The organism is Priestia sp. 3CA3 (assembly GCF_056836725.1).
In genome coordinates, this window is the sequence record NZ_JBXENJ010000006.1 from 274,670 (window position 1) to 296,395 (window position 21,726).

General features: G+C 37.9%; 22 protein-coding genes. 5 read left to right on the plus strand and 17 right to left on the minus strand.

Translation table 11 applies throughout. From position 1 onward, the window contains the following. Positions 1-47: 47 nt before the first annotated feature. The 4 genes from AC1VNJ_RS17855 to AC1VNJ_RS17870 form a co-directional block, all read right to left on the minus strand. Positions 48-1,259 (minus strand): MFS transporter, encoded by a 1,212-nt coding sequence (locus tag AC1VNJ_RS17855; RefSeq protein ID WP_154991432.1) that lies wholly within the window; start codon positions 1,257-1,259, stop codon positions 48-50. Between the two features lie 273 nt (positions 1,260-1,532). Beyond that, positions 1,533-2,588, minus strand: coding sequence for a tartrate dehydrogenase (locus AC1VNJ_RS17860; protein ID WP_482641129.1), 1,056 nt, complete (start codon positions 2,586-2,588; stop codon positions 1,533-1,535). A 149-nt stretch (positions 2,589-2,737) separates the two neighbouring features. Next, positions 2,738-4,237 carry a glucose-6-phosphate dehydrogenase gene (gene zwf, locus AC1VNJ_RS17865; RefSeq protein WP_176344177.1) on the minus strand — a complete coding sequence of 500 codons (1,500 nt, stop codon included), beginning with the start codon at positions 4,235-4,237 and terminating at the stop codon, positions 2,738-2,740. Positions 4,238-4,362: 125 nt separating this feature from the next. Then, positions 4,363-5,274 carry an AEC family transporter gene (locus tag AC1VNJ_RS17870; protein WP_098626764.1) on the minus strand — a complete coding sequence of 304 codons (912 nt, stop codon included), beginning with the start codon at positions 5,272-5,274 and terminating at the stop codon, positions 4,363-4,365. A gap of 256 nt (positions 5,275-5,530) precedes the next feature. Here AC1VNJ_RS17870 and AC1VNJ_RS17875 point away from each other — a divergent pair, with 256 nt between their 5' ends. Then, positions 5,531-7,048 (plus strand): alpha/beta hydrolase, encoded by a 1,518-nt coding sequence (locus AC1VNJ_RS17875; protein WP_098626763.1) that lies wholly within the window; start codon positions 5,531-5,533, stop codon positions 7,046-7,048. Positions 7,049-7,071: 23 nt separating this feature from the next. Here the strand turns inward: AC1VNJ_RS17875 and AC1VNJ_RS17880 are convergent, their stop codons facing one another. Together AC1VNJ_RS17880 and AC1VNJ_RS17885 are read right to left on the minus strand one after the other, a co-directional pair. Then, positions 7,072-7,251 (minus strand): hypothetical protein, encoded by a 180-nt coding sequence (locus tag AC1VNJ_RS17880; protein WP_482641130.1) that lies wholly within the window; start codon positions 7,249-7,251, stop codon positions 7,072-7,074. A 120-nt stretch (positions 7,252-7,371) separates the two neighbouring features. Next, positions 7,372-8,061, minus strand: coding sequence for a DUF421 domain-containing protein (locus tag AC1VNJ_RS17885; protein WP_226313324.1), 690 nt, complete (start codon positions 8,059-8,061; stop codon positions 7,372-7,374). 139 nt (positions 8,062-8,200) lie between these two features. On the opposite strand from AC1VNJ_RS17885, the gene AC1VNJ_RS17890 reads away from it, so the two are divergent. Further along, the gene (locus AC1VNJ_RS17890) at positions 8,201-8,827 is read left to right on the plus strand and encodes an NUDIX hydrolase (RefSeq protein WP_482641131.1); all 627 of its coding nucleotides are present in this window, start codon (positions 8,201-8,203) and stop codon (positions 8,825-8,827) included. A gap of 4 nt (positions 8,828-8,831) precedes the next feature. Here AC1VNJ_RS17890 and AC1VNJ_RS17895 read toward each other — a convergent pair whose 3' ends face one another. The 7 genes from AC1VNJ_RS17895 to AC1VNJ_RS17925 form a co-directional block, all read right to left on the minus strand. Beyond that, positions 8,832-9,230 (minus strand): PaaI family thioesterase, encoded by a 399-nt coding sequence (locus tag AC1VNJ_RS17895; RefSeq protein ID WP_098626762.1) that lies wholly within the window; start codon positions 9,228-9,230, stop codon positions 8,832-8,834. A gap of 194 nt (positions 9,231-9,424) precedes the next feature. Next, a complete protein-coding gene (locus AC1VNJ_RS17900; protein ID WP_482641132.1) occupies positions 9,425-9,898 on the minus strand; it encodes an SMI1/KNR4 family protein in 474 nt (157 codons plus the stop codon). 101 nt (positions 9,899-9,999) lie between these two features. Next, entirely contained in the window at positions 10,000-11,148 is a 1,149-nt protein-coding gene (locus AC1VNJ_RS17905) for a suppressor of fused domain protein (protein ID WP_482641133.1), read from the minus strand. A 30-nt stretch (positions 11,149-11,178) separates the two neighbouring features. Next, a complete protein-coding gene (locus AC1VNJ_RS17910) occupies positions 11,179-11,646 on the minus strand; it encodes a DUF6985 domain-containing protein (protein WP_482641134.1) in 468 nt (155 codons plus the stop codon). 182 nt (positions 11,647-11,828) lie between these two features. Next, positions 11,829-13,982, minus strand: coding sequence for a DNA topoisomerase III (locus AC1VNJ_RS17915; RefSeq protein ID WP_482641135.1), 2,154 nt, complete (start codon positions 13,980-13,982; stop codon positions 11,829-11,831). A gap of 265 nt (positions 13,983-14,247) precedes the next feature. After that, on the minus strand, positions 14,248-15,546 hold the full coding sequence (locus AC1VNJ_RS17920) for an arsenical efflux pump membrane protein ArsB (protein WP_014460502.1): 1,299 nt from the start codon (positions 15,544-15,546) through the stop codon (positions 14,248-14,250). Positions 15,547-15,561: 15 nt separating this feature from the next. Then, positions 15,562-15,912, minus strand: coding sequence for an ArsR/SmtB family transcription factor (locus AC1VNJ_RS17925; protein WP_482641136.1), 351 nt, complete (start codon positions 15,910-15,912; stop codon positions 15,562-15,564). Between the two features lie 293 nt (positions 15,913-16,205). Here AC1VNJ_RS17925 and AC1VNJ_RS17930 point away from each other — a divergent pair, with 293 nt between their 5' ends. Both AC1VNJ_RS17930 and AC1VNJ_RS17935 read left to right on the plus strand, forming a co-directional pair. Then, a complete protein-coding gene (locus AC1VNJ_RS17930; protein ID WP_482641137.1) occupies positions 16,206-16,892 on the plus strand; it encodes a hypothetical protein in 687 nt (228 codons plus the stop codon). A gap of 72 nt (positions 16,893-16,964) precedes the next feature. Continuing rightward, positions 16,965-17,666 carry a hypothetical protein gene (locus tag AC1VNJ_RS17935; RefSeq protein ID WP_482641138.1) on the plus strand — a complete coding sequence of 234 codons (702 nt, stop codon included), beginning with the start codon at positions 16,965-16,967 and terminating at the stop codon, positions 17,664-17,666. 145 nt (positions 17,667-17,811) lie between these two features. Here AC1VNJ_RS17935 and AC1VNJ_RS17940 read toward each other — a convergent pair whose 3' ends face one another. After that, positions 17,812-18,588 carry a YibE/F family protein gene (locus tag AC1VNJ_RS17940; RefSeq protein ID WP_155010198.1) on the minus strand — a complete coding sequence of 259 codons (777 nt, stop codon included), beginning with the start codon at positions 18,586-18,588 and terminating at the stop codon, positions 17,812-17,814. Then, complete coding sequence (locus AC1VNJ_RS17945) at positions 18,585-19,577, minus strand: YibE/F family protein (protein WP_034264529.1); 993 nt, start codon at positions 19,575-19,577, stop codon at positions 18,585-18,587. Before AC1VNJ_RS17945 ends, AC1VNJ_RS17940 begins: the two co-directional genes overlap by 4 nt. A gap of 552 nt (positions 19,578-20,129) precedes the next feature. On the opposite strand from AC1VNJ_RS17945, the gene AC1VNJ_RS17950 reads away from it, so the two are divergent. Next, positions 20,130-20,696, plus strand: coding sequence for a peptidoglycan-binding domain-containing protein (locus AC1VNJ_RS17950; protein ID WP_482641139.1), 567 nt, complete (start codon positions 20,130-20,132; stop codon positions 20,694-20,696). A 224-nt stretch (positions 20,697-20,920) separates the two neighbouring features. Here AC1VNJ_RS17950 and AC1VNJ_RS17955 read toward each other — a convergent pair whose 3' ends face one another. Both AC1VNJ_RS17955 and AC1VNJ_RS17960 read right to left on the minus strand, forming a co-directional pair. Further along, the gene (locus tag AC1VNJ_RS17955) at positions 20,921-21,241 is read right to left on the minus strand and encodes a 2Fe-2S iron-sulfur cluster-binding protein (protein ID WP_034264498.1); all 321 of its coding nucleotides are present in this window, start codon (positions 21,239-21,241) and stop codon (positions 20,921-20,923) included. A 140-nt stretch (positions 21,242-21,381) separates the two neighbouring features. Next, entirely contained in the window at positions 21,382-21,561 is a 180-nt protein-coding gene (locus tag AC1VNJ_RS17960) for a hypothetical protein (protein ID WP_033578739.1), read from the minus strand. Between the last annotated feature and the right edge of the window lie 165 nt (positions 21,562-21,726).

The following is a 21,726-nucleotide window of genomic DNA, read 5'->3' on the forward strand; positions in this document are numbered from 1 at the left end:
AAATAAAAAAGGCATGCTCCCCTTGAGCACGCCTTTTTTTATTTATGTTATTTTCCTAATGATTCATTTTGAGAAATAATACGCTGTTTCTGGCTTTTTCGGCCGTGCAATACAAGGTATACTGCTATAGCTAAAAGAGCAACAATGGAACAGAATACATACATTCCTTTATATCCGGCTGCTGTAGATAAAATACCTAATAAAAAGGACCCTAACCCCATTCCAGAGTCAAAAAACACAAAAAACGTAGCCGTGGCGACACCTCGGCGATGAGGAGAAGCTTTTTTTACAGCAATGGATTGAAAACTTGATGTAATCGTTCCAAATCCTAATCCAATCAATGCTCCAGCTAATAAAAACACCCAGCTTGTTGTCGCTTGGCTAAGCAAAAAGATACCGATAGCTAGAGATAAAATGGACGGATATACCACGCTGTTTTCTCCGTATTGATCAAACCATTTTCCAGTAAAAGGTCTAGAAGCTAATAAGCACACCGCGTATACAACAAAGAAAAAGCTTGAAGCTTGCGTAAAGCCCATTTCTTTTGCATACATAGACACAAACGAAATAACACTTGCATATGAAAAAGCTACCACAAGGCCAGCAACAGAAATAGGCAGCGAACGGTATTCAAAAAACGCCGCAAGACCTTTAGCTGGCTGTATTTTATTTGTTGCAGAAGAAGCTGGCTCCACCTCAGGTACACGAAGTACTAAACTGCATAATGCTGCTAAAACAGAAGATACAATCGCAACGGTAAAGACCGCTGTATGACCCAAAGTATTTGTTAACGTTAAGCCTACAAACGGACCCACTACCATCGCTAAATTCATGAACGTCGCATAGTATCCCATCCCTTCTCCTTTTCTACGCTCTGGGATTACATTTGCAACAATTGCTCCTGTAGCAGTTGTGCTCATTCCAAAACCAATACCATGAAGCACACGCAGCAGCAGCAGCGCTGATAATGAGTGGATATTCATATATAAAATAGAACCAATTAAAAAGATGAAGACACCTATTAATAGGACTTTCTTTTGTCCTAATGTTGTCATCCACTTACCGGCTAGCGGTCTGAACACAATGCCGGAGACTAAAAAAATTGTCACAATTAACCCTAAGCTTTGCTTACTTGCATGAAGTTCATCCGTTGCAAACAGCGGCAATGTGACAGTTAACATATAAAAAATGACAAAAACAAAAAAGCTAGTCAGTGAGACCGCTAAAAAATCTTTTGTCCATAATTTCGATTTCTGCATGATTTTCCTCCTTTTATCTTTTCATTCGTACCTATTTATTAAAACAAACTAAAGCATAGTCCATAAATAATATGTATACGAATTATCTCAACTCAAACTATTATAGGGTTCATATATGTAAGTGTCAACATGTATTTATCGATTTCATTTTTCTATAGAAACAAATCGATAAATGAAACCTACATTCACCATCACAATGAAAAAATCCGAACGATTAATCGTTCGGATTTCCCTTCAACTACATTACTTTTATCCCAGCCTCTTTTAGAAGCGTCACTTTTTTAAATGAGAAATAATTTGATCCGTTACTTCACCAGTAGTTGCGCTGCCTCCAACATCTGGTGTAATGATACCCGATTCCGTCACTTGCTCAATAACCTCTAACAAATGACTGCCTAATTCTTGTTCACGGAAATGATCCAACATCATTTTAGCCGTCCAAATCTGTCCGATTGGATTTGCAATTCCTTTTCCGACAATATCAGGAGCAGACCCGTGCACCGGTTCAAACATCGAAGGATATTTTCCGTTCACATTAATATTTGCAGCAGGAGCAACGCCAATACTCCCCATAATAGCAGCTCCAATATCTGTTAAAATATCTCCAAATAAATTGCTTGCCACAATGACATCAAAACGACTTGGATTTGTTACGAAGAAAGCCGCCAGCGCATCGATGTGCTGGGAATCTGTTTCAATATGAGGATAACTCTTTGCAACATCTTGAAACACTTCGTCCCAAAACGGCATGGAATGAACAATTCCGTTTGACTTCGTGGCGCTTGTAACTTTGCCTTTTCTTTTAGAAGCTAATTCAAAAGCATAGCGCATCGCTCGTTCTGTTCCTTTTCGAGAAAAAACCGCATTTTGAATCGAAATTTGATCTTCTCCTTGATATATCCGGCCTCCCACTTCACTGTATTCCCCTTCACTATTTTCACGAACAACAATTAAATCAAAGTCTTTTGGGTTCGTTAGTGGAGATGCGATGCCTTTTAGCCTCTTGGCCGGACGAATATTAATTACCTGCTGAAATTCTCGACGAATCTTAATAAGCAGACCCCATAACGACACGTGGTCTGGCACAAGATTTAAATTTCCTACGGCTCCTAAAAAAATTCCGTCAAAGTCTTGAAGCTGCTGTAGCCCATCTTCCGGCATCATTTGTCCGTACTTCAAATAATAATCACAGCTCCAAGGAAATTCTGTAAATTCAAATTTTAATCCCCCGTGAAGCTCTGCAATCGTATGAAGAACTCTAACTGCCTCTGGAACAACTTCTTTCCCTACTCCATCTCCTGGTATATTCGCTATTTTTAACGTTTTCATCAAAAGTCCCCCTGCGTCTTTTTATATAGATCTATACACAATACTTCATGCATTATACTCTTTTGATTATACGCAGGGAAAATAATCATCTCAAGAAAATTCAGAATATACAAACCGTGAAAAAGACATCCCTCAAAGAGATGTCTTTTTCAAATCGGCAAAAACACTCCAGGTGCTTCCCCATGTTCATCGTCATCGAGCCACCATTTAAAGCCTTCCTGTGCAACTAATTTTTGTGCTTCTTCAGGGCCTTGTGAACCAGATGGATATTCATAAAGCGGCAGCATATCAGCTTCAAATGCATCTAATACTGGCTGTACCCACTGCCAAGATAGCTCTACTTCTTTCCAATGGGCAAAAAATGTGGAGTCGCCGATTAATGCGTCGTAAATAATTCGTTCATATGCCTCCGGCACACTTTCTTCTTCTCTTGAAAACGTAATACGAACCGGCTCAATCACACCATTTTTTAATGGATTTTTGCTATTAAGCTGCAAAGCGACGTTTTCGCTTGGGCTAATTTCAATAATAAATAAGTTTGGCGCTACTTTATCATAAGGAGTTTCATACAGACCTTTTAACGAATCTTTAAATTCAATGACGATACGAGTTGATTTTTCTTTCATTCGTTTACCCGTTCGAATATAAAAAGGAACACCTTTCCAAAATGGATTATCAATCCATAAGCGAGCGGCTACAAACGTGTCATTTTTAGAGTTTGCTTCTACGCCGGGCTCTTCTTTGTATCCTTTAACAGATTTGTGATCAATTTCTCCGCTTCCGTATTGTCCTCGTACAACATCGCGAGCTACTTCTTGTGCTGGAATTTTCCTCAGTGACTCCATTACTTTTTGCTTTTCTTCTAAAATGTTTTCTGAGCAAATTCGTTTTGGAAGATGCATGGCTGTCATCATGAGAACCTGCAGCATATGATTTTGAATCATGTCGCGTATGGCTCCCGTATGATCATAATACCCTGCACGATTTTCAACACCGACTGTTTCACTTGCTGTAATTTGGACATTCGCAATGTGTTTGTTATTCCACAATGATTGCAGTACAGGGTTCGTAAATTCAAGCGCTTCTAAATTTTGTACCATCGGTTTACCTAAATAATGATCAATTCGATAAATTTCTTCTTCTTTAAACGTACTGCTTAGCTTTTCATTAAGCTTTCTTGCTGAAGCAAGATCATGTCCAAACGGCTTCTCAATCATAAGACGCTTCCAGCCTCCGGTTTGATCCAAGCCGCTTTTTTTTATATGCAGCGCAATTACATCGAAGTATTCTGGTGCTACGGACAAATAAAACAAACGATTTCCTTTACTTCTATGAGTTGTTTCTTGCTCATTCACAAGATTTAGCAGCTGTTTGTAATCTTCTGTTTTGCTTGCGTCTACTGCTTGGTAATGAAACAGCGACAAAAAATCTTCCTCGTTACTTTCCATTTTCCGTCTCGAAAAATCGTTTATAGATTGCTTTACACGCTCTTTAAAATCCTCATGAGATAGCTGCTCGTACCCTGATCCAATAATAGAAATAGCATCAGGGAGCTTTTTGTCTGTAAATAAATTATAAAGAGCAGGAAAGATTTTTCTTTTTGCTAAATCACCCGTTGCGCCAAATAAAACAAAAGTTAAGGACTCCACGTTTTTTCCTCCCGTCAGGTTGTATGTATGATGGATTTTCTCTTCTCCTAGCTTACCTCTGTTTATTTGGGAATATCCTTTTTTCATCAAAAAGGACGCTCACAAGTGCGAGCGTCCTTTGTTATTCACATTAAAATATTTGTCATTCCCCACAGCAGCAAAAAGCTCAGCAAAATCGTCATATTTGAAACGGTCCCGACAAATTTCTGATCGTATTTGAATTCTACTGCGTAAGGTAAAACGGATCCCGCTACGGGTAGAATGAAACAAACTAAAATTGTATACCGGAACATATCTTCAAATGGAAGCAAGAAAAACAGCGCAATTCCTACGCCAAGTCCGATCACATAGCGAATGCTTAAAAACATGATGATTTTTTTTAAGTAGCTTTTTTGGAACGAAAAATTTAAATATACGCCTAAAAGCAAAAGAGAAAGCGGCATATTCGCTTTAGAGATAATACCTGAGACGTCTAATACATATGATGGTAAATGAAGGCCTATAATCGCAAGAAGACAAATGATTACATAGGTCAGAAGCGGCATCGATTTTAATACTTTGTATAAAATCTTTTTAAATTCAATATCAATATCGTCCCCTGAATAGTAGCTGCCAATTACATAGCATAAAACAAAAATAACAAAAGCATTTCCGACATCAAACATACCAAAGTATTTAAGCCCTTCTTTTCCCCAAATGCCTTCCACTAACGGATAGGCAAACATTCCAATATTAAACCCTGGAATCATCATCGTCAGCATGCCTTTCACCTTTCGCTCATCTTTTCGAAAAACAAAAATTCCGACTGCAGCTAACAGCAAGCCATAGACAATCCCAATAACTAATAGTAAAATAAGCGATCCATCAATTTTAATACTGCTGAATGTAACAATAATCAAGCAAGGCATTGTAATATTAAAAATAATTCTTGCTAAAGCTTCCCCGTCTTTTTGCTGAAGGAGGTTTGTTCGTTTTAGTATGTACCCTAATAGAATAATTGTAATGGAATACAAAAACTGACTGTTAAAGCTACTCATAGACCTACTCCCTTACCTTCTTTTATACTTATTTAATCGATTGTTTTACCCTGTCTTTTTTAATCCTTGTTTCATTATAATATAAGCAGCCTAAAAAGAAACTAGAGAATTGGATGCAGTTTACCTATTTGTCAGACAAAAACAGCTTAGAAACAAACGCAAAAACTTTTTTCTAAATTGATTTTAAAACAGGACATTTTTCTTTTTTATGGAATTTACTTAAAAGGTATGAGTATTTTCATGAGGAGGAAGAAACGTGAAACGAAAAATGATAGCGCTTACTTTTTCTGCTGCTCTTTGTTTTTCCGCTTCAGGATCTCTTGCTGAAGCTGCTAACAAAACAGATGTCATTCCAAATGCTGATCAATCAGCAGAAACCTATTTTGACGGAGCGAACGGGAATTGGCTGACGACTAAAAACCCCGCTCAATATCAGCTGGCTACGCTCTATGGAAACATCGGGCTTACTCCTTATAACTGGGGAAAAGCTGAAGATGAATCAGGCTGGTATCGAATCAATCAGCCCGCTGCGGTTAAAGGAACGCAAGTAAATGGAATTTTTGAAGACGCTCAGTTCGTCATCCGGGTTCCTGATAACTGGAATGGAAAACTTGTGGTAGCCGGCATTCCTGCTACGCGCAACGAAACGTCCACCGATTTATTATTCAGCGATTACGTTCTTAAAAAAGGCTATGCGTTTGCCGCGATTGATAAAGGAACACAAGGAGAAAGTGACCCTACCGATCCTTTTGCTAAAGTAAAAAATGCGCTTGCTAACGATGACGACAGCGTAGCAGAATGGAATATGCGCTATCGTCAAATGACAAAAGCAGCTCAGCAATACTTGACTACTCATTACTCAGACAAACTAATCAATCCGGCTAATCGAAAAAACCCTGCAAGCGATTTGATTCGAAACGATCATAAAGTACCCACGTATGCAATTGGCATTTCAAACGGCGGATACGTTGTCAGATACGCACTTGAACACGACGATCCAAAACAAACCAAAGAGCCTCGTTTATTTGATGGAGGCGTCGATTGGGAAGGCGTATTGTGGAGTGCAAAAGCGCCAAATTTAATCAGCTCACTAACACCGGTTGTAAACAACGCGGAAGAAGCGCTGTACGGAACGGGAAAAGAGCAGAAAAAAGCTATTAAACAAATGTATAAAGCCGGCCTTCCGAAAGGATCAGAAAAACTGTGGAATTACCATGATCAAGTGTACTGGGCGGTTACTTTAAACATTTACCGTGACCATTTTGATCCGACAGCTCCAGGAAGAACAAACTGGCACAACTATTTAAACTTTACTTCATCAGGCCTGCGCGACCGTTCATGGGACTATATCTTTGAAAATTATCGCTATCAAACCCGTCCAAAAAGCGTAAAAGAAAATGTAGCAAAAGTAGAAAATACGGGCGATATCGATGTGCCTCTTATCAGTATGACTGGCTCTCTCGATTCACTTATCTTCCCGTCTATTCACGCCGAAGGCTATGAAAAACTCGTTAAAAAAGCTGGCAAGGCAAATCTTCATCGCCTTTATACTGTGAAAAACGGAAATCACGTTGATAGCTTAGTGTGGAATAAACAAACGGATCCAAATCAAGAGCTTCAGCCCCTGCTCCCATATGCTCATCAATCTTTTGATTTGTTAGTAGACTGGGTAGAAAATAAAAAAGCAGCGCCTGCAAGTAAAGATATTAAAGCACCAAAAGACAGCCTTAAAGTCATCGACATAAAATCTGGACGAGAAGTAGATCCCCGCTGAGGCTGAGACATAACGAAATGAATTCAGCCTAAAGGCGAACAAATGAGATACATGAGCTGGACTGCTTGTGACACCGAAGTTGATTTCCGTGTAAGGCTTCGCTTTCCGCGGGCGGCCGCTGAGCCTCCTCGTCGCTTGCGCTCCTGCGGGGTCTCACCTGATCCGCTTTTTCCGCAGGATTCTTCACCTTGCCTTCCAATCAACTGCTAGAGGGAACGAAACAGATAAAACGATATGTACCATCACAAAAAAAACGAACCACTAATCAACATGTTGATTAGTGGTTCGTTTTTCACTCGGGCTAAAATACGTTTGTCCTAGCCTCAGTCTTCATAATAATCAAGATAGAGATGACCCGCTGAGTCTGCTTGCCCTAAAAATACTTTGTCGACTGCAGCACCTTTCTCTTTGAGCTGTTCTTTAACCCACGCTACGCTATACCCTAGCTCATGAACCGCTTCTTTCATTATATTTCCGTCCATGATAATCGTTTGAGGTAATCTCGTCGCCTCTCCTTTTATTAATAAATCTTCTCTTGTAACGTTCTGCTTTTCTTTTTTTAACAGCACGCTTAATTCGCCGTTTGTTTCGAGCATGGCAAAAGCGACGTCTTCCACATAAAAGATGTCTTTTTTGCGAAGCTGTTCCACGAGCTCATCTACGGTATATTTTTCTTTTTTTACATTTTCCTCAAGAATTTTTCCTTCTTTAATGAGGATTGTCGTCGTCCCTTCCACCGCTTTTCGAAAGCTAATACTTTTTAACGATACGTTTGAGACAAAAATAAGAAACGATGCCCACACTAAAATCGCGACTACCCCATGACTTGCCTGTAAATCTACGTCCATTGAAATGGTTCCCGCAATATCACCAATCGTAATGCCAACGATATATTCAAAAAAAGAAAGTTTGGATAACTGTTTTTTTCCTAACAGCTTTGTAATAAAAAACAAGCCAAGTAAAATCAGCACTGAACGAAGTACTACTTCCATCCAATGATTCAACGCATGCACCTTCTTTACTAAAATTGATGTATCTTTTATTTTGTGCATATTTGTATGTATCAAAGCAGATTTTCATCTTCCATTATTTACATACCTTTCACGGCAGGTTAGAGTAGAAAGAAGTAGGAAAAAAATTGGGGGACTTACGATGAACGATGAAGTGTTAACCATATTTAACAACCAACAGGAGCGCATAGGAACCGCGTCTCGCAAAGAAGTTCACGAAAAAGGCTATTGGCACGAAGCGTTTCACTGCTGGTTTGTCAGCCGCGAAAATGATATAGACTATATTTATTTCCAAATTCGCAGCGAGCAAAAGCAAGATTACCCCGGTGCACTCGATATCACAGCTGCCGGACATTTGCTTCATACAGAAACCGCTGAGGACGGTGTAAGAGAAATTCACGAAGAGCTCGGCGTCAACATTTCATTTGATGAATTGCTTCCTTTAGATGTCTTTAAATACGAAGTATCTCAGCCGCACTATGTTGATAAAGAATTTCCACATGTATTTTTATACTACAGCTCTCACCCTCTTAGTGCGTTTACGTTGCAGCAAGAAGAAGTATCAGGACTTGTAAAAGCGCCTTTTTCTAACTTTTGCGAACTGTGGCTTGGAAATCAAACAGAACTGATCATTGAAGGGATAACAAATGAAAAAGAGCCAATTCACCGTACAGCACATAAAAGTGAATTTGCTCCCCATCCCAAAGCTTACTATAAAACAATTATTGCATGTATTAGTCAGCAGCTGAATTCAGCAGAAAAAGCTTAGAATCCTAAGCTTTTTTTGCTGAAAAAATCATATATGTTGCACTGCCAAGCGCAACAAGCTTGCCGCTGCTGTCTTCAATTTTCACTTCTCCAACAGCAAGCGTTTTGCCGCGGTGAGACAATGTAGACTTTGCAACTAAATATTCGCCTATACCCGGCCTTGTGTAATTTACTTTTAACTCAACTGTACTGGCACTTTCCTCCTCAGAAAGAGAAGAACGCACAGCCGAACCAACAGCCGCGTCGATAAGCGTGGCAATAACGCCTCCATGAACCGTTCCTCTTCCTTGCAGAAGCTGCGGTTGAATCGTAATTTTCAACTCTGCATATCCTTTTTCAAGCAGCGTTTCTTCAATGCCAATATAATCCCAAAACGGAATCATCCCTTTACTCGTTCGTTTCATTAATCTCATCCTTTACATAAATAAGCTATGTAGGAAATTCTAGAAAGGCTGGAAAACTCCTGTTTTTACATACAAAAAGCGCCTGCTCTTTATCTTTAGCAAGCGCTTTTTATCCCTCTACTTTTCAAATAAAAACTGCACTTTGTTTTCTTTCCATACGGGTGATTGTAAAAAGCTATTTGGGTTAGTTTAATTCATATTTTAGGAAAAGATAATTCGTTGACAAAGTCTTGAAAATCCTTTGAGATGACTCTAATAAACTCTTCTTTTAATTCATTATCCTCTTCAAAATAGTCTAAATCACAATAATAGACATACCCGAAATCATCCCCTTTTATTGCCAAACAGATTAAACTGTCTCCCGGGTCTATACCTATAGGAAGGAAGTTGCTCGGCACTATACTTCCTGTATTATAAAAAGAATACATGCTTTCAAGGTTGTTTTCTATTTCTGAAGATAAAGGGAAAAATAGCATAATCGAAGATGTAACAGTTCCCTCTTTATTTTCATCAGAAGTCGTAAATCTTCTTCTATCAGTCTTGCCTCCATTATGTGATAATAAAAAATTTTTATAACTTTCAGGCAACTGAACGTTATATTTGAATTCAAAATTTTTAATATCCTGTCCAGTAATATCTCTGTAAGAATACTCAAATTTAATTTCCAATTAAACTCACCTCATATTATAAGTAACTTAGCTTTATTCTTCTTTAATACCCAAAACATCTTCTGGTTGACTGGCTCATCAGAAAAAGCCACTTCACACTGTTAATCACCAACATTTATCCGATGTATGTCCAAAACATCGGTGATTCCTTTCTCATTCATTCTTTCTAACAGATACTCATACCCTTTTTTCAGTGCAAGATTTCTTTCTTCTTCATAGATAGGAACAAGTGTATAAATATTTATGTTTTTATCTCTAGTATGAACGCTAGCCAGTCCGGATTCTTGGGGACGACACACCATTATGCATGATAACTTTGTATTCGATGCAAATGGCTGAGGAGGTTCTCCATTTGGAAGAATAACCCCTTCCTCAAGCCACCCATCATAAAGGTGTGGAATATGAGCCACTTTCCTTAACCACCCAAGGGGCCAATAATGATTTTGGTCTTTCATATTGTCCTTTTCGATTATCCAACTTGAAGGTAATTTTAGTAACAACTCTGCATACTTAAACGTTCTTTCTTCATCTGAATAATCCATAGGCTCATCACTCATACCGGTAGTTACAAGAGTTACGAAATCTTTATTCATTGACGGAGGGATTATGTGAATATCAACTGCTACTCTACTACCTGGAACAGTTTCACTTATAGTATTTTCAACAGAGCCAAAGTACTTAGTAATATGATCTAAAATCTCAACATGATGGTCCTGATCATTATGATTTGTTGTAGTTCCAGCAGTAGAGAGCCCTCTCTGACTTTCTAACAACTTAACAATTGCTTTTTGTCCTTGTTCCTTTGCAAAAGTCAATGCGTCTACCTCTCTCATAGATTCACCACTATATGTAACATTCGTATCTATACCACTTTCAATTAATAGTTCTGCAATAGTAGCATGGCCATTACTAATTGCACCAAATAATGGATTTCTTTCTGGATCGCTTACATCCATATCTGCTCCACAAGATAATAGATACCTGACTATATCAATATGACCTGCAGAAGCTGCTTCGTTCAATGCTCCGCCACCATACACTCCTCCAAGTACATTAACATTTGCACCGAGTTCGATTAGTTTCTTAACAATATCTAACTCTCCTCTAGAAGCTGCAACATGAAGCCACGTTCCAAAAGGAGTCATCATATTTAATCGTTCAGAATTAGATTCGATTAATTCAACTACCTTTTCAATATCGCCTTTTTTTATGGCAATACGAATTTTTTTTGCAACTGAGTTACTATTCATTCCTTATTACCTCCTAGCGAGTGGTTCTACTTATATTGCAACATCTTGGTAGCCTACTTCCACCACTTTTTCATTTAATAGACGAATGCCTAATCCATTTTCCATATCCCATGTACAATGAAATGTCATTCTAATATCTCGCCCTTCGAAAATATCCGCATATGGAACAACAATTCCATCTAAAGTTATCATGTCTAGTATTCGATTCGCTGTTTTAATTAAAGGATAATGTTCATTTAATCTACTATCATAGCCTAGTTCATGTTGCTTCTGTTTGTAATAATCTACTATTGATTGCAATATACTTGGCTGTAAGTTATCCCAATTTTTTATGAATGATTGATATGCTGCATACTGATTTTCATCAAAATTGCCATCTTCTTCACCATCTATCATCAAAGTTATTTGAGTTTCTTTTCCAAAAAGACAAATAGTGATGTTCTTAACCCAACTATATTCATACTCAAGCTCACCAAAAATTGGATCGTTTATAGTCATTGTAAAACCTCCTCTTTTTGTTCATTAGCATTTTTTTCATTTTCCACATAATTCATCGTATACAAAGAAAGAGACTAGAACATAACTAGCCTAAAATATGAAAAAGATTCCCCTCAACCAACTTTGGTGTGGGGAACCTTTTTTTGATTGACTAGCTTTTGTCTTAACCTCTTTTTATCCCTCTACTTTTCAAATAAAAACTGCACTTTGTTTTCTTTCCATTCTAACTTAGCGTTAAAAGTCTTGTCGACTTTTTTAAAACCTTCAATCAAATCTGTCTGTCCTTCGCTTAACAGCTTTTTTAAATTAGCTTGAGTAACTGTTTTACCTAAAATCTTTTTTGATACGGTAAATGTGCATTTTGTTTTTGCATAGTTTAAGCATCCGTAAAATGAACCTTTATCGACTACTTTTCCGTCGCAAAGCTTACATGGACCAAACGATTTAGAAGAAAAACTTTTACCTTTTCCCTTGCCTTTTCGCTGAATGGATTCAGTGTCGTATCCGCTGAAATTCCACTTGCTTTCTGCTTCGACAGCGTCTTCGATAATTTTAGCTGAAAGTTTCTTTGTTTGTTCCATAAAAGTAGCGGCCGATGCTGCTCCTTGCCCAATTTCAGCTAGACGCTGCTCCCACTTAGCCGTCATTTCTGGTGAAGCTAAAATTTTATCTCCAATCGCGTCAATCAATACCTTTCCTTTATCAGTCGCAAACACTTGGTTTTTTTTCACATCAATATATTTACGATCTTTAAGCATTGTAATGATTCCAGCACGCGTTGCTTCCGTCCCTAACCCTTCTGATTTTGCTAAAATTTTCTCCAGCTCATCATTATCTAAATGCTTACCTGCTGTCTTCATCAATGTAATCAACTGACCTTCGGTGTAGCGTTTTGGAGGCTGTGTTTTGCCTTCTTTTACGTCTACCTTAATAACTTTACCTTCTTCGCCTTCTTGAACATTCGGAAGAATGACATCGTCGTCTTTCTCATTTTGAAAAATTACCTTGCGCCAGCCTTCTTGAATTTGCTGCTTTCCTTTTGAAATAAAAGCTGCTCGCTTTTCCACAAGTGTCGTAATCGTTGTGTAGTCGAAAATCGCTTTTTCGTAGTGTGCCGCAATTAGCCGTCTTACGACTAAGTCATAAATTTTCTGTTCGTCTCCTGATAGTTTGCTAGGGTCCTTCACTTGTTCCGTTGGAATGATCGCATAGTGATCGCTCACTTTTTTTGCATTTACGTAGCGTTTATTTCCTAAAATTGAAGGGTAAGGAAGCGGAAATAAATGCTCATATTCAGAAAAAGCACTCAGCTTTTCTAAAATCTCAGGAAACGTTTCCGCTTCGCCTTCTGTTACGTAGTTTGAGTCTGATCTTGGATAAGAAACAATTCCTTTCTGGTACAGCCCTTGCAGCACATCAAGCGTCTTTTTAGGTGAAAACTTAAACGCTTTATTCGCCGTTGCTTGAAGTGATGATAAGTTAAATAATAAAGGCGGCTGGAACTCTTTTCGCTCCGTTACGAGTTCATGAACTTGTGCGTCTTTTCCTTCGCAAAACTGAGCAATTTTATACGCCATTTCTTTTTCTTTAAGACGCGACTCTCCGTCTTGATGCCATTTGCCTTCATACTTTTTTCCTTCAATATCAAACTTAGCAAGCACTTCCCAAAAAGGCTCTGATTTAAAATTATCAATTTCCTTTTCACGCTTTACAATTAAAGCAAGCGTTGGTGTCTGCACGCGCCCTGCTGAAAAAACATCTGACATGCCATGCTTTTTCAATAAGATACTATACACGCGTGAAGCATTCATCCCAACGACCCAATCCGCGCATGCTCTTGTATAGGCTTCATAATAAAGGTTGCGCGTGTCGCTTTCGTCTTTTAACTGTTGAAACCCCTCATAAATGGCTTTTGGCGTTAACGAAGAAATCCACAATCGCTTCATCGGCTTATGCACACCTGACAGCTGAATGATATTACGAACGATTAATTCTCCTTCGCGCCCCGCATCTCCCGCATGTATAATTTCTGTGACCGTCGGCTTTTTAAGCAATTTTTTTACCACTTGAAACTGCTTTGCTTTTGAGCGCGTCACTTCATATTGAAAACGGTCTGGAATCATCGGCAGCGTGTCAATTGACCACTTTTTCCACTCCGGCTTATAATCTTCCGGGCTCACAAGCTGACATAAATGCCCCACTGCCCACGTTACATATGCTCCGTCTGTAAACACTTCATTCGGTGGAATCTCTAAATAGCCGTCGTGACGCTTCGGCTTGAACTGTGAAGCGAGCGTCGATCCTTGATCCGGCTTTTCTGCAATAATTAACTTCATGTATTTAATCACCTTACATTTCAAATTTCCATGTGAAACTTATTCAGTTTTATTATTTTATCATAGAAAGAGCTGTTGGAGTATGAATGGGGAGAAAAGTAGTTTCAATGAGAAATACATATCCCATTTTAAAAGCGTGTCAGTGTCCGTTATACTTTTTCAATAAAAAAGCTGTAGATTATTTTCTACAGCTTCGATACACATCTAAAATTTTCTAATAACAGCGATTATCTTATTGACTGAAACACATCTCTTTTAGGACATGTTATGAAATAATCACCAACCAAATATACAAACCAACAAGCGTAATAAACAAGGTCGGAATCGTTAAAATAATACCCGTTTTAAGATACGTTCCCCAAGAAATTTTCACGCCTTTTGTTGACAGAACATGAAGCCATAAAAGCGTCGCTAAAGAGCCTATTGGGGTAATCTTCGGGCCTAAATCTGATCCAATAACATTTGCATAAATGAGCGCTTCCTTGATCGTTCCGGCTGCGTGTGTTGCATCGATTGCCAGTGCATCAATCATAACGGTTGGCATATTGTTCATAATCGATGAAAGAATAGCCGCAGTGAATCCCATACCAATTGTTGCTGCAAACAGTCCATGGCTGGCTGTTGCTTGGATCACGTCAGCCAGAATTTCTGTTAAACCAGCATTACGCAAGCCGTATACAACGACATACATGCCGATAGAGAAAAAGACAATCGCCCATGGAGCTCCCTTTAGCACTTTTTTTGTATGAACCGCTCGGCTTTTTTTTGCCATCATCAAAAACAGGATAGCGATAATACCTGCGATGATCGAAACAGGGACGCTAAAGAATTCTCCAATTAAATAGCCTAGTACTAACAAAACTAAGACAATTCCAGATAGCCGGAACATCTTTTCATCTTTGATGGCATCCACTGGCTTCTGCAAATTTGCTACATTGTATTTCTTAGGGATTCTTTTGCGGAAATACACATACAAGACCATAATACTCGCAAACAGAGAAACCAAATCTGGAACAATCATGCGGGATGCAAATTCAGAAAAGCTAATACCAAAGAAGTCGGCCGATACGATATTCACTAAATTACTAACAACAAGCGGCAGCGAAGTTGTATCCGCAATAAATCCACTTGCGATAATAAACGGAAAAACCATTTTTTCGTCGAACTTTAATGCTCGAACCATGGCTAAAACAATGGGTGTTAAAATCAACGCTGCTCCGTCATTAGCAAATAGCGCTGCTACAACGGCTCCAAGAAGAGATACGTAGACAAACATACGCACGCCATTCCCTCCTGCAGCTCTAGCCATATGAAGCGCTGCCCATTCAAAGAAACCAATTTCATCTAAAATTAAAGAAATAATAATAATAGCAATAAATGTAAGAGTCGCATTCCACACAATGCTCGTTACCTCAAGCACGTCTTGAAAATCAACAACGCCTGCCAGTAAAGCAAGAATAGCTCCCCCGCAAGCCGACCAGCCGATTGATAAATTCTTCGGCTGCCAAATGACAAAAATTAATGTTACTAAAAAAATCAATGATGCTAGTACAACTGATGCCACTTTTTAAACCTCCAATTATTCACAACAACTAATACGCAGTCCTTGTTTTTCTAGCTCTTTTAAACGTTCGTCCTGACTTGGTACAGATTCAAGTATACCCAGAACAAATTTATAGTACTGGCTTTCCTTATTAAGAGAATAAAAAACCCATTGCCCTTTTCTTCTTTCCTTCACAAGCTCAGCATCTCTTAATTTTCGTAAATGTTGACTAATTGAAGGTTGGCTAGCTTGATAGATATCTACGAACTCACACACACAGCATTCATTGTTCGCTATTAATTTCACCATCGAAAGCCTTGTTTTATCTCCCAGTAATTTTAAGATTTGGGCTGCCTTTTCAGTACTATCTATAGATTTTGTTCTCATTACTGAATACCTCCTACTCCCTTTCAGTTGATAGATAATAATGTGCTTATGTATTAATGCTTCATTACTATAATTGATTTTTAACTGATTTACAATTTTTTAGTGAACTAAGAGTGATTTAGTAGTTGTTTAAGGATTGGATTTAAGAAATTATTTTTCCCTACTAATTTAAGTCAAATCTAACATACGATAATATAGATATGTTTTCTCGTAAAAATGCTACTAATGTCCTTGGACAAACATACATACTTATTTTGTCTATCTGAATAAAATATAGAGAAAAATAAGAAAGGATGATTACGATTAAAAAACATTATTCCTATTATAATCCGCAAGATGGTAAATATTATGTAGACAAGCCTTACTCTCTTAGAGACGATAAAGTATCCCCCTCTGCTGCCCCTAAAATGCCTTTAAAAAATACAGCCGACAGAGCTTATAAAATTCCTGTATTCCTCAGCCACCCTTCTATGCTTAATGCTACTCAAACAAGATTTCTTAATCGTTTAATTGATGAAATTGAACGTGCTCTTCTTTTCCCTCGTACACTGCCTGATACGGAGCAATATCCTAATAAAACGATTACAAGCGTTCGCCGAATGATCCTCTCTAGCTATGGATTGATTGCGGTGAATATGCAGCAAGTCTTCGCCAATTATACCATGACGAATATTCCCGGCGGTACACCTCCGCCACCATCATGGGAAGGTGCTCCATTTTTACAAATAGAGCCAAGCATGGGTTACCAACGAGGCCTGCCTTTACTTCTTGTCAAAGAAGCAGGTGTCAATAGTATAGGCGTATGGAATCCATCAGTAGTTCCGTTCTTTATCATTGAATGGGATTCTTCAAAGCCGCTTGATGAGTTTTTTAACCGTGTTGAATGGAGAGAAATATTTCAAAACTGGGTAGCTCAAGTACGAAATGGCTATTTTATTCAAACACAGCCTTCCTATCAATATGGCCCGGATGATCTATAGAAATCACTTCAAACGAAGAGTACTTTCGAAAGCTATTTCTATAAACAACGTTGAAATGTGAGGTGAATATAATTGACTCTAATTACTAGTGGGACATGCGTAGGAGTTCTATATCGAGCTAATGCCGGTGCATCATGCAGAAACGGGTACTGTGTTCATAATGGAAGATTAGTAGGCGGCGTCATAAGCTCAAATGCCGGTACCTTAACGGTTACAAGAAGCATCGATAACACAAAGTTACAGACCTATAATGATATTCTTCTAAGTCACCGAGCCGTAAATCGAACGACAGGGCAAGTCACGCAGCAATATTTGTATTTTAGAAAAAATCAATTGGAAAAAGTAGAAGTTACGCCTTATACGCAATATAGTGACCCTAGTTGTCAAAGAGAGAATCATTATAACATCCCTGATGTTATCTATCCCGGTGAATGTGTAGGAATCAGATACCGGGCAGGTGATGAATGGCATATAGGAAACGGGCGATATCTATATTGGACAGGCCAAGTGAATCACTGTATATTTAATGAACGTCCGCAAAGTACAAATAGACAATTTTTACGGCAGATTTGGTACGTACACTGGATACTTGACCCAAACAATGAGCGAAATATTATACCTCAAAAGACCTCCAGAGGACCTGGATCTCCAAGAGGTGAACGTAGAATTTATGCTTTTAAAAATGTAATTCCAGCTAACGGTGAGACCGTCCTTGTAAAAGCTGCTTCTCCTGTAAATTCTGCTTCTTGGCCTTTTCGTATTATTTATCAGTGAGAAAAATAGAGAATAATGCTTCGTTCAACTATAACTTCCAGCCTCCATCAAGTTTCTTTTCAACATTCCACAAATAATGTGAATGCCCATCCAAATATTACTGACTACCAGTTAAATGGGCATTTTCTTATGATTTTTCTGTTTTTTATTTGTACATATGGTTCGCTTTTTCTCTTTTTTGTAAAAAAATAGAGGCACTAATCCAAGAAGTAATTGGAATAATAATGGCTACACCAATACCTCCGCTTAAGATAGAAATGACTTCTGCACAAAAGGTTTTTGAATTGATAATATCTCCAAACGAATACGACAATCTCTTAAACCATATAATTAAAGTCAAATATCCCCCTACAAATGCAAAATACAGTGTATTGGTTGTGGTGCCTAAAATATCTCTTCCAATTTTCAGTCCTGAATTAAAGAGACTTTTTTTAGTTACGGACGGATCATGAACAAATAATTCATTCATAGAAGATGAAATAGATAGCGAAATATCAATAATCGCTCCTATGGCTCCCATAATAATTGTACAAATGGCTATTTTAGCAAAGTCAATTCCCACGTAAAGTGAAAAAGCGTTAATTTCTTCTTCCTGTTCTTCTCCAAATCCTTGAATCATTGCATGATGTTCAATAATAAAAATAAAGAGTACTAAAACAGCTAAGGTAATAATCGTTGAAACAAACGCAGCAAGCGTTTTATGATTGAATTTATTAATATAAAATAAATTAATGCAGCTAATGATTGTACAGGCGATTAACGTAACAACAATCGTATTTTTTATAGACAGCATAAAGAGAATGGTGAGAAAAATAACGCCAAAATTCAAGAACAGCGCAAGGAAAGACCGGATTCCTTTTTTTCCGCCCACAATACTCATCAGAATAAATAAAATAAGAGCAAGCAATAGTAAAACGTTCACTTTCTGTTCCCCTTTCTAAAAATAAAAAGAATCGAAAGATAGAGTGTAATGGGAATCGTTAAAACAATGCCAATGCTGCCAGTAAGAGCACGGATTAACTCCAAGGAGAAATTCATCGAAAACGTATATCCTAAAGGAGAGCCATTCTTTAAATAAAGAAGAACCATTGGGATTGTTCCGCTTATATATGAAAAAAATAAAATATTCGTCATAGCTCCCATGATGTCTCCGCCAATTTCTTTGCCTGATTTCAGCAAATCTTTGCGCGCGATCTCTTTATTTTTTTCATATAGTTCATAGACAGAAGAAGTAATCGTAATCGCTACATCCATAACAGCTCCTAAAGATCCTATTAATACCTCACTCATAAATATTTTTTGAGGAGGAATCGTCACAAACTCCATTCCTTCATAATGAAGGCCATTAGAATCTGTCAGTTGCATGACACCATACGCGATTAAAAGCGAAACAAATGTACCTATTAAAGTTGAAATAATTGCTACATGCGTTTTTTCTTTATTACCGCTTACTAATAACAAAGAAATAACCGTAAAAAGAACGACCGCAACAATACATACAGCTAGCAAGCTCACATTTCCTAGTGCTAAATATACATTGAGGGCCCCGATTAAAAGAACAATATTAATAAATAAGCTAATGATTGAATAAAAACCTTGTTTTCTTCCAATAGCCAGCAAAATTAATATAAATAAACCAGCGACAGCGGTAACCTGCTTGTCCCGCTTCACTCCTTCAATCGTTCCATTTAGAGCATGCTGTGAATTCTTTTCTAAGGAGACAAAAAGATCTGTTCCGACAGTATACTTTTGATCATAAGCACCTGAGTATGAGTACGTATTCTCTAAATGGATAAGCCTTCCTTTATATTTTCCGTTCATTATTTTAGCAACAATTTCCTGAGAATATACGGTATCTTTATTATGATTTAAATCAGCAGATTTGTTTTTTTCTACAACATTCGTCTTCACTACCTCAGCTATTGGTTTTTTATAAAGAGAATAATTGTGGTTTGTTACCATTAGCGCTATACACAAACAGCAAATCCCTAATATGTAGAGAAAAATTTGTTTCCGTGATGATTTATTGGACTTTATTTTCGAAAAAAGGTTCCTTATGTGCTGAGCATACAAAGTAGACATAAATACTTTCCTTTCTGGTTATCAGTTGAACGCAGAGCTTTTGAACATGAAGAAACTGCAAAGAGATCCAAATTCCCTTTGCAGTCTTTTCATTCGTTTATTATGAGCGTTATAGAGCAAGACATACTCCAGGTACACAAGACGCTTAAACCTACTGTTTTTTTCCCTTCCGTACTGTATCAGAGAAAAATGAAATTATAGTGAAAACATAGAGCGATTTATCTACTTCACTAGTTTTTTGTGACTATTTTATATAATCATAGGAATATAAAAACAAATAGAAAACTGCCTGCGCTATAATAAGTTGACTTTATAGCTACTAATTAGTTATAAAGCTCATGAAAAGCGACAAATAGTTGCTAAAAACAAGGAGGTTATTTCATGTTAACGAAAAAAACACTTGTCATGCTTTCTACTCTTACGCTTGCAACAACATGCGTAGCATTCAGCACTTCAACTACTGAAGCAGCTGCTAAAGATGCCTACTCACAAAAAATTGAAGCTAAAGCAGAAACGAGGCCTACGCTTCGTAAAGGTTCCCACTCTAGCTACGTAAGAGACTTACAGCAAAGTTTAAAGGATGTGAAGTATAACACATCAGTTGATGGAATTTTCGGTACGCAAACGCAAAATGTAGTAAAAGAATTTCAAACCGATCACCGCTTGTCTCCAGATGGTATTGTTGGCCCCTTAACATGGGCAGCTTTAGATGAGAACAAGGTAGAAAGAAAGCAATTTCCTGTCAGCACGGCTATTGCATTCGGTAAAAAAGAACTCGGTGACAACATTGTCTTCAGTACAGACGACCGCTTACGGAAAGATAACAACGATAAAGCTTACTATAGATTCGTAGCAAAAAATAAAGACTGGATGGATCAAGGGGGATCAGGTACCATAGGCTGGTATCATATTTACAAAAGTGGAGATGTGATTGAAGAATCCAATTAAATCTATTTGCAGATAACCGTTCGAAAAAAGCCTTTATAATCACTCTTTTGAGTGATTTACTGCCCGCCTTACAGAATGCTAAAATTTAAAGGAATCATTCCGTAGGTATTTTACTTGAACAAGAACAGCTGCTACTCCCCTTAGCTGTTCTTGTTATTTTTTTAAGTAAACATACAAAAAGCAGCATGTAAACATTCCACACGCTGCTTTTTGCAATTACATGACTACTCTGCGGGCCGAGGTCCTGCTTCTCGTCCTGAGCTTTCTACCGTTAGTATTGGCCGAACGGTGACATCTTCATTTACACGAATTTGGCACGATAAGCGCAAATGATCTTCAATTGAACTTTCTGAGTATGCATTTTTCTCCGCGTGTGTTAAATCACAATATTCACCTTCGAGCACTTCTACCCTGCAAGTCGTGCATTTAGCTTTCCCACCGCACCGATGAAGAATATTTATACCGTTGTCTTCGAGTGCCAAGACAAGCTTTTTTCCTTTTGCCACTTCAAAACTGCCGTATCCTAAAACGGTTACTCTTGGCATATATCTCCCTCTTTCCCTCTACTGTATCCAAGCGATTTGAATTACACTCTATGCAGTTTTTTTGTTGCATGCCTAAGTTGCAATCCATTATTTCTACTGATTGCGACGTCTGTTGTACGTTATAAGCTCCTTTTACATGCCTAAATCCAATTAAGAAGACCATCATTTTGTAATACGGCCACTAAAACGACAAGCCCAAGTATAATAACAGGTATCAGTGCCTTTAAAATTTGATACTTAGATAATTCTATGCGCTGAGGCTCCTTTAACAAATGACTTTGATTTAACTCAGTATTGCTTTCACTTTCTTTATGATTCATGTTCCTCTGCCTTTCTATTTTTTTATAGTGCGGTTCGTATCTACTTCTGCTGAAATAACAAAACTAGACACAAGGTTTCTTCATAAAAACCATCTTAACCTTTTTAAGAACATGCTATACTAACAATTCTGTTTTAAAATAAGTCTCTATCATATGTTTTAAACA